The sequence below is a fragment of the Streptomyces sp. NPDC040432 genome, assembly GCF_055595445.1.
Genome location: NZ_JBVIVP010000043.1, coordinates 21,397 through 29,036 on the forward strand (window position 1 = coordinate 21,397; position 7,640 = coordinate 29,036).

General features: G+C 71.2%; 6 protein-coding genes and 1 pseudogene. 1 reads left to right on the forward strand and 6 read right to left on the reverse strand.

The annotated features are described in order from the left end of the window. Nucleotides 1-438: 438 nt before the first annotated feature. The 3 genes and pseudogenes from ACZ58N_RS38205 to ACZ58N_RS38215 all read right to left on the reverse strand — a co-directional run bounded on the left by ACZ58N_RS38205 (nucleotide 439) and on the right by ACZ58N_RS38215 (nucleotide 3,477). Nucleotides 439-855 (reverse strand): glycosyltransferase, encoded by a 417-nt coding sequence (locus tag ACZ58N_RS38205; protein WP_471170045.1) that lies wholly within the window; start codon nucleotides 853-855, stop codon nucleotides 439-441. Between the two features lie 386 nt (nucleotides 856-1,241). Continuing rightward, a pseudogene (locus tag ACZ58N_RS38210) lies at nucleotides 1,242-1,754 on the reverse strand (glycosyltransferase); the annotation flags it as partial. Between the two features lie 148 nt (nucleotides 1,755-1,902). Continuing rightward, nucleotides 1,903-3,477 carry a class I tRNA ligase family protein gene (locus ACZ58N_RS38215; RefSeq protein ID WP_471170048.1) on the reverse strand — a complete coding sequence of 525 codons (1,575 nt, stop codon included), beginning with the start codon at nucleotides 3,475-3,477 and terminating at the stop codon, nucleotides 1,903-1,905. A 327-nt stretch (nucleotides 3,478-3,804) separates the two neighbouring features. Here ACZ58N_RS38215 and ACZ58N_RS38220 point away from each other — a divergent pair, with 327 nt between their 5' ends. After that, nucleotides 3,805-4,548 (forward strand): PIG-L deacetylase family protein, encoded by a 744-nt coding sequence (locus tag ACZ58N_RS38220; protein ID WP_471170051.1) that lies wholly within the window; start codon nucleotides 3,805-3,807, stop codon nucleotides 4,546-4,548. A gap of 76 nt (nucleotides 4,549-4,624) precedes the next feature. On the opposite strand, the gene ACZ58N_RS38225 is transcribed toward ACZ58N_RS38220, so the two are convergent. The 3 genes from ACZ58N_RS38225 to ACZ58N_RS38235 form a co-directional block, all read right to left on the reverse strand. Next, nucleotides 4,625-5,299 (reverse strand): maleylpyruvate isomerase family mycothiol-dependent enzyme, encoded by a 675-nt coding sequence (locus tag ACZ58N_RS38225; protein WP_471170063.1) that lies wholly within the window; start codon nucleotides 5,297-5,299, stop codon nucleotides 4,625-4,627. After that, nucleotides 5,296-6,702, reverse strand: coding sequence for an adenosylhomocysteinase (gene ahcY / locus ACZ58N_RS38230; RefSeq protein WP_471170054.1), 1,407 nt, complete (start codon nucleotides 6,700-6,702; stop codon nucleotides 5,296-5,298). The genes ACZ58N_RS38225 and ahcY overlap by 4 nt, the downstream gene beginning before the upstream one ends. 35 nt (nucleotides 6,703-6,737) lie before the next feature. Then, on the reverse strand, nucleotides 6,738-7,640 hold a 903-nt coding region (locus ACZ58N_RS38235), incomplete at its 5' end, for a vitamin B12 dependent-methionine synthase activation domain-containing protein (protein ID WP_471170057.1).

The following is a 7,640-nucleotide window of genomic DNA, read 5'->3' on the forward strand; positions in this document are numbered from 1 at the left end:
CCGCCCGGGCCCGCGGAAAAGCCCCGCGGCAGCCCCGGGGGGCGATTGCGGGGCTCGTCGCGGGACCGTCCGGGCGGCTCAGTCCCAACCGTTGCCGTTCGACCGGGCCGCCGGCCGAGCGGCGGCGGTACAGGCCCGAAGGGCGGGGGCGGCGTGGCGGGCGATCGCGCGGGATGCGGTGGTGTGCGCTGCCGACATGATTCCTCCAGGAATGTGAAGTTCGATTTCGCCCTCGTGGATCCGTGCCGTCGGAATTCCTTCGAAGACATCTCCATTGTCGTACACGGGACCAGGTGGGACCGGATTTCTTTAGCGCACCTGAAGTGGATCTGGAGTCCTTGCGCGAGAAACGCGCACGGCATGCGCCAGGAACAACCCGCGCCAATTCCACGCATGCTGCGAAGAGTTCACGGATACGTCACAACGGCGCACCCTCGGTCAGCCCAAAAGAGCTGCTAGGGTGGAATTCCGGCCTTCTCGACCCTCCAGGAGAGAGGCGTCGGCGAGGCAGGGGCGTGCCGTCGCTCCTGCCTCATTCATCGCCGGTCCCGACCGCCCCGCGCGGAGTACGTCCGCATGGACGTCCAAGGTCCGGGCGGCCGCGGTCCGCCAACTCATGGATCGGGCGTGTCCCACCGCCGCCGCGCCCATGACCGCTCCCTCCCGCGGGTGTTCGGCGAACCAACGCAGCCATCGGGCGTACCGCACCGGGTCGTTGCCGTGGACGAGCCGGCCCGTCCGCCCGTCCCGCACCGCGGTCGGCAGTCCGCCCACGGCCGAGGCGAGCACGGGGGTCCCGCACGCCTGCGCCTCCAGGGCCACCAGTCCGAAGGACTCGCTGCGCGAGGGGACCATGAGGACGTCCGCCGCCCGGTACCACTGCGCCAGCTCGGCGGTGGCACCGGCGGGAAGTGGCGCAGCACGTCGGACACCCCCAACTCCTTTGCCAGCCGCCAGGCTTCACCGCTGCGACCGGCCCCCGAGTTCCCGCCGACGACGGGGACGACGGTTCGCGGGCGCAGGTGCGGAGCGTCCCTCAGCAGTTCGGCGACCGCCCGGACCATCACGTCGGGCCCCTTGAGGGGTTGGATGCGGCCGGCGTAGAGGGGCACGAACGCGTCGGCCGGTAGCCCGAGGGCGGCCCGCGCCGCCGCCCGTCCGCGGCCGGGTCCGAACGTGCGCAGGTCCACGCCGGGTCGGACGATCTCGGTGCGACCCTCCTCCGCTCCGTACAGCTCCCGCAACGCCCGCGCCTCGTCGCCGCTGTTGGCGATCAGCCGGTCGGCGGAGCCGACCACCTGGTGTTCGCCGCGGATCCGCACGGACGGCTCGGGGGTGTCGCCGTCCGCGAGCGCGGCGTTCTTGACGAGGGCCAGGGTGTGGGCGGTGTGCACCAGCGGGACCCGCCAACCGACGGCCGCGATACGGCCGGCCTGCCCGGAGAGCCAGTAGTGGGAGTGGACCAGGTCGTAGCGGCGTTCCTCCTTCAGCAGCGCCAGCGAGAACGGCACCACGAGGCCCGGCATGTCCTCCTTGGGCAGGGGGGCACGCGGGCCGGCCTCCAGGTGGCGCAGCCGTACACCGGGGCCGAGGTCGACCCACCGCGGCATGGCCTCACCCCGACAGCGGGTGAACAGGTCGACTTCGACGCCCAGTTCGGCGAGGGCGCGGGAGAGCTGGACCATGTAGACGTTCATGCCACCCGCGTCCCCGGTGCCGGGCTGGTGCAGCGGCGAGGTGTGGACGCTGAGCATGGCGACGCGCAGGGACACGTGGAGCTCCTACGGGCAGGGGCCTCGTGCGTCCCGTACCGCCGTGTGACCGGCGGGGGTTTCACGCGGCGTGGTGGGGAGGGCTGTCGTCGTGCGGTGGTGCGGTTCGCGGGTGGGGTCCGCGGGCCGGTCAGAAGCCGAACACCGGTCCCGAGGGCGGGGCCAGCCTGGTGCCCGGCGCGGGAGGGGCCAGCACGGCGGCGGAGACCGGGCCGCCCGGTTCGACGCCGAGCGCGGCGGCCAACCGGCCCGCGCCCTCGGGCATGACCGGTCGCGCCCAGGCGCCGAGTGCGCGGGCCACGGCCAGTTGGGCGGCGAGGACGGGCAGGTGTCGGCGTCCCGCGGTGGGGCGGTGGGCCTCGTGCGCGTTGACGTGGCCGAAGTCGGAGGCCGACCGGACCATCTCGTCGAGCAGGGCCATCGCCCTGCGGGGGTCGAACGCCTCCGGCGAGTACGCCTCCCGCAGGTCTTCGACCCCGCGCAGCAACCGGCGCTCCAGCACCTCCCAGCCGGCCCCGCCGGGCAGCGCCGGCGGTACGAGGCCGGCGCACTGCTCCCGTACGGCGGCGAACAGGCGCGACAGCCAGTGGTTCCAGCCCTCGTCGAGTTCGCGGCGGGCCGCGGCCAGCCGATCGGTGCGGAACGCCGTGCGGGTGGCCACGGGCCGCGCCTGGAGGACGTGCCGGCGCAGGGTGTCCGAACCGTACTCGGTGATCAGGTCCAGTGCCCAGGCCTTCTCCCCGGAGCCCCGTGACAACGCCTCGTCGTCGATGACGTACGCCTCGTTGACGCAGAAGCGCTGCGGCAGTTCGACCCCCTGGGACAACAACAGGACCGGCAGCAGAACGGCATGGCAGAAGGCGTGACCGAAACCGCAGAAGTGGATGGACCGTTCGGGCAGCGGCCGGTCGCGATGCCCGAAGAGGTGCATCGCGGCGGCCTCGAAGCAGCCGTCGATGCGCTGCTCCGGGAAACCGTCGACCGGTACGGGCAGTCCCCACCCGGCGGGATGGGACACGGCCACGTCGGGCAGGCCGTCCTCGGCGAGCGACTCGCACAGGGCGGCCAGCCGCGGTGGGAGGCCGGTGGTGGCCCAGTGGTCGGCGAGGGCCTCGCGGTGCGGTTCCAGCGGGATGTAGAGGCGCCGGCAGCGCCGGGGCGTGGCCGGGGATCCGCACTGGACGCACCGCGGGTCCAACAGGTCGCCGCCGTCGTTGGGGCGGGCGCACTCGTGGCACATGCCGCCGTCGCTGGGCGCGGAGCAGTGCGGGCAGGAGCCGGTGACGTGCGCCCCGTGGAGCCAGCGCCCGCAGGGCTCGCAGTAGGGCGTCAGGCGGGTGCGGGCGGCGATGACGCCCTCCGCGTGGAGGCGCCGGAACAGGTCCGCCAACCAGCGCCCGTATCCCTTGTCCTGGCGCGGGCGCACGATGTGGTCGAACTCGACGCCCGAGCGCAGCCAGTCGGCGGTGATCGCCTCCCGGTAACCCTCGGCGACCTCCTCCGGCTTGCGGCCCGCACGGAGCGCGCGGACGTGGACGGAGCTGGTGTGGTCGGCGGTGCCGGTGGTGAACAGCACGGGCTCGCCCTCGGCCCGCAGGTACCGGGACAGCACGTCCGCAGCGACGTACGGTCCTGCGAGATGGCCGACGTGCAGTTCGCCGTGGGTGGCCGGCGGGGTCGCGGTGATCCATACGGGGGTGCTCATGGGACCTCCTTGACGCTGTGGTGCGCAGTACGCAGCAAGACGCGGAACGGACGGGGCGCGGGCCCGCCCCGCTCCGCACGCCGCCGGAGGTCCGGGGAGAGCGGGGTGCCCATACAAAGCGTGACAGAGAAACGAACCAAGCGGTCTGATTACGGCTTGCGCGTTCACGCCATGCGTGGAAACGCCAGACGCCCACGGCCACCGGGAACCCGCCCGAGGACGGCCCGGTGGGGCCACCCGGCTACGCCGTGGCGTAGAGATGTCATGTCGCGAGTACGCCAGAGGGCCCGCCTTGCGGCCCACGTCCGTGCCCAACACGCTGATCGCATGGAACACTTCGCGACCGATCGCACAGACCTGAGCGCACCGGAATCCCTGCTGGTCGTGGCCGCGCACCCGGACGACATCGAGTTCTGCGTCAGCGGGACGGTCATGCGGTGGATCGCACAGGGCACCACCCGGGTGACGTACTGCATCGTCACCGACGGCGGCGCCGGCGGATACGACGAACAGTTGCCGCGTCAGGCCATGGGCGACCTCCGGCGCGCCGAACAGGTCCACTCGGCCAAGCGCAGCGGCGTCGACGACGTCCGCTTCCTCGGCTATCCCGACAGCCAGGTCGAATCGAACCTGGACCTGCGCCGCGACCTGTGCCGGGTGATCCGGCAGGTCCGCCCGCAGCGGGCCGTCATCCCGAGCCCCGAGATCAACTGGGGGCGCGTCGCCGACCTGCACCCCGACCACCGCGCGGTGGGCGACGCCTCGCTGCGGGCGATCTACCCCGAGGCCCGCAACCCGTTCGCGCACCCGTCGCTCCTCAAGGAGGAGGGGTTGGAACCGTGGATCGTCCCTGAGCTGTGGCTGATGACGGGCCCCACACCGAACCGGTACGTCGACGTCACCCCGGTGTTCGACCGGAAGGTGGAGGCCCTGCGCATCCACACCTCGCAGACCGCCCACTTCGATGACCTGGCGGGGCTGTTGCGGAGCTGGCTCGGCGACCACGCACGATCGGCGGGGCTGCCCGCGGGGCGGATGGCGGAGGCCTTCCAGGTCGTTCGGATCGACTGACGACGCGCACCGGCCGGGCCGGGTCCCGCTCGCCCTCGGGGGCGGAGCGGGGCCCGGCCCGGCCGGTCGTCCGGGGTCACCGGTAGATGAGCAGCTCCGCCTCCGCGGCGCCTTCCAGTGCGTAGCGGGTCGCGACCAGCGGGCGTCCGGAGTAGAGGCGGATCAGCGTGGCAGCGTCGCCGGTGAAGCGGGCCGGGGGGCGGCCGGGCTCGGCGTTGCCCAGGTCCAGCGGTTCCGCGTGACCGTCGAGGTGGGCGAGCAGCCTCGGTGTGTCCCGCTTCCGGCTGGTGGTGCGGAGCAGGGGCAGCGCGAGCGCGAGACTGCCCCCGCCGTACGCCCCGGGCGCCCCGAAGGCCTCACGGACGTCACCCGCGTGGATCCACTCCCCCAGTGCCACCGCGTCCAGCGTGCCGTCCGCGGCGGCGATGGCAGCTCCGGCTTCCGTGAATCCGCGTTCCAACTCGTCGACGATCCGCGCTACGGGCCAGTCCGCCCGCTCGGCCACGTCGGCGGCGTTCGCCGCGGGCAGGAACACCCCTTCCTCCAGCCGGCCCTCGACGATGCGGACGAGTGCTGCCGCGCAGTGGGCCAGAACGTCCCGCACCGTCCACCCGGGGCACGCCGTCCGCAGCCCGTACGAGCTCTCGGGCGTACGGCGCAGCAGCGGCAGCAGCGCATCACGTTCGGTGCGCAGCAACAGGTCCGGGAGCCACGGATCGCGTACTTCGCAGGTGGTTTCCACGGCGGTCAGTAGCGGTAGTGGTCGGGCTTGTACGGGCCCTCGACGGGAACGCCGATGTAGGCGGCCTGCTCGGGGCGCAGGGTGGTGAGGCGGACGCCGAGGGCGTCGAGGTGGAGGCGCGCGACCTTCTCGTCGAGGTGCTTGGGCAGCACGTGGACGTCGGTCGGGTACTCGGAGGGCTTGGTGAAGAGCTCGATCTGGGCGAGGGTCTGGTCCGCGAAGGAGTTCGACATCACGAACGACGGGTGGCCGGTCGCGTTGCCGAGGTTGAGCAGACGCCCCTCGGACAGGACGATGAGGACCTTTCCGTCGGGGAACGTCCAGGTGTGGACCTGCGGCTTCACCTCGTCCTTGACGATGCCCTCGACCTCGGCCAGACCGGCCATGTCGATCTCGTTGTCGAAGTGACCGATGTTCCCCACGATGGCCTGGTGCTTCATCCTGGCCATGTCCGCGGCCATGATGATGTCCTTGTTACCGGTCGTGGTGATGAAGATGTCGGCGGTCTCCACGACATCGTCGAGAGTGGCGACCTGATAGCCGTCCATCGCCGCCTGAAGGGCGCAGATCGGGTCGATCTCGGTGACGACCACGCGGGCACCCTGGCCGCGCAGGGACTCCGCACTGCCCTTGCCGACGTCGCCGTAGCCGAGGACGACCGCGACCTTGCCGCCGATCAACACGTCGGTGGCACGGTTGATGCCGTCGATCAGGGAGTGCCGGCAGCCGTACTTGTTGTCGAACTTCGACTTCGTGACCGCGTCGTTCACATTGATCGCCGGGAACAACAACGCACCCGCCTGATGCATCTCGTACAGCCGGTGCACCCCGGTGGTGGTCTCCTCGGTCACACCACGGATATCGGCCGCCAGCGCCGTCCAGTCGATGTCGGTACGACCCAGCAGCCTCAGGATGTGCCCGTACTCCTCGTTGTCCGCCGTCGACGGATCCGGAACCACACCCGCCTTCTGGAACTCCACCCCCTTGTGCACCAACAGCGTGGCGTCACCACCGTCATCGAGGATCATGTTCGGACCCGCGTGCCCCGGCCACGTCAACGCCCGCTCCGTACACCACCAGTACTCCTCCAGCGTCTCGCCCTTCCAGGCGAACACCGGAATCCCGGCCGCCGCGATCGCCGCCGCCGCATGATCCTGAGTCGAGTAGATGTTGCACGACACCCACCGCACCTCGGCACCCAACGCCACCAACGTCTCGATCAACACCGCCGTCTGCACCGTCATGTGCAACGAACCCATGATCCGAGCACCCGCCAACGGCTGCGCCCCGGCGTACTCACGCCGGATCGACATCAACCCCGGCATCTCGTGCTCGGCCAGCGTGATCTCCTTCCGCCCGAACGCGGCGAGCGACGGATCGGCGACCTTGAAATCCGTGAATTCGACAGGCATGGGATGTGCTCCTCGGAGGTGTACGGGGCCGGCGGTCATCGGCGGCCTCCGGCATTGAAGTAGTTGGCTTCGGGGTGGTGGATGACGATGGCGTCGGTGGACTGCTCGGGGTGGAGCTGGAACTCCTCCGAGAGGTGGACGCCGATCCGCTCCGGCCGCAGCAGGTCGGCGATCTTCGCGCGGTCCTCCAGGTCGGGGCAGGCCGGGTAGCCCAGGGAGTACCGGCAGCCCTGGTACTCGGTACGGAACATGCCGTCCATGGCGGTCGGATCCGACCCGGCGATCCCCAGATCGGAGCGGACGCGGCCGTGCCAGTACTCGGCCAGGGCCTCGGCGAGCTGGACGGAGAGGCCGTGCAGCTCCATGTACTCGCGGTAGGCGTTCGCCTCGAACAGCTTGGCCGTGGCCTCACCGATCCGGGATCCGACGGTGACGACCTGGAAACCGATGACGTCGACCTCTCCGGACTCCTCGGGACGGATGAAGTCGGCCAGGCACAGGCGACGGCCGCGGCGCTGACGCGGGAAGGTGAACCGGGTCCGCTCCCCACCGTCCTCGTCGAGGACGATCAGGTCGTCGCCCTTCGAGACGCACGGGAAGTAGCCGTGCACAACCGCGGCCTCCAGGAGCTGCTCCGTGTGCAGGCGGTCCAACCATCCCCGAAGCCGCGGCCGGCCCTCCGACTCGATGGAACCGGCGTCCTTCAGTCCCCATTGGCCCTTGAACAGGGCGTTCTCGTCGAGCCACCCCGCGTATTCCTTGAGCTGGATCCCCTTCACCACCCGCGTACCGAGGAACGGCGGCTCCGGCACCGGGTTGTCGACGGAGACGTCGGACCGGCCGCCCGGTTCCTCCGGCTCGTCCACCTGGAGGACGGGGGTGTCCCGCTTGGCGACGCGGCGTTGCTTGAGTTCGGGGAGGGTGGCGCCGGGGACGCC

Coding starts and splice junctions, on each gene's coding strand:
- ahcY (WP_471170054.1), bottom strand. CDS start 6,702: ATGCCTGTCGAATTCACGGATTTCAAGGTCGCCGATCCGTCGCTCGCC.
- ACZ58N_RS38215 (WP_471170048.1), bottom strand. CDS start 3,477: ATGAGCACCCCCGTATGGATCACCGCGACCCCGCCGGCCACCCACGGC.
- ACZ58N_RS38220 (WP_471170051.1), top strand. CDS start 3,805: ATGGAACACTTCGCGACCGATCGCACAGACCTGAGCGCACCGGAATCC.
- ACZ58N_RS38205 (WP_471170045.1), bottom strand. CDS start 855: ATGGTCCCCTCGCGCAGCGAGTCCTTCGGACTGGTGGCCCTGGAGGCG.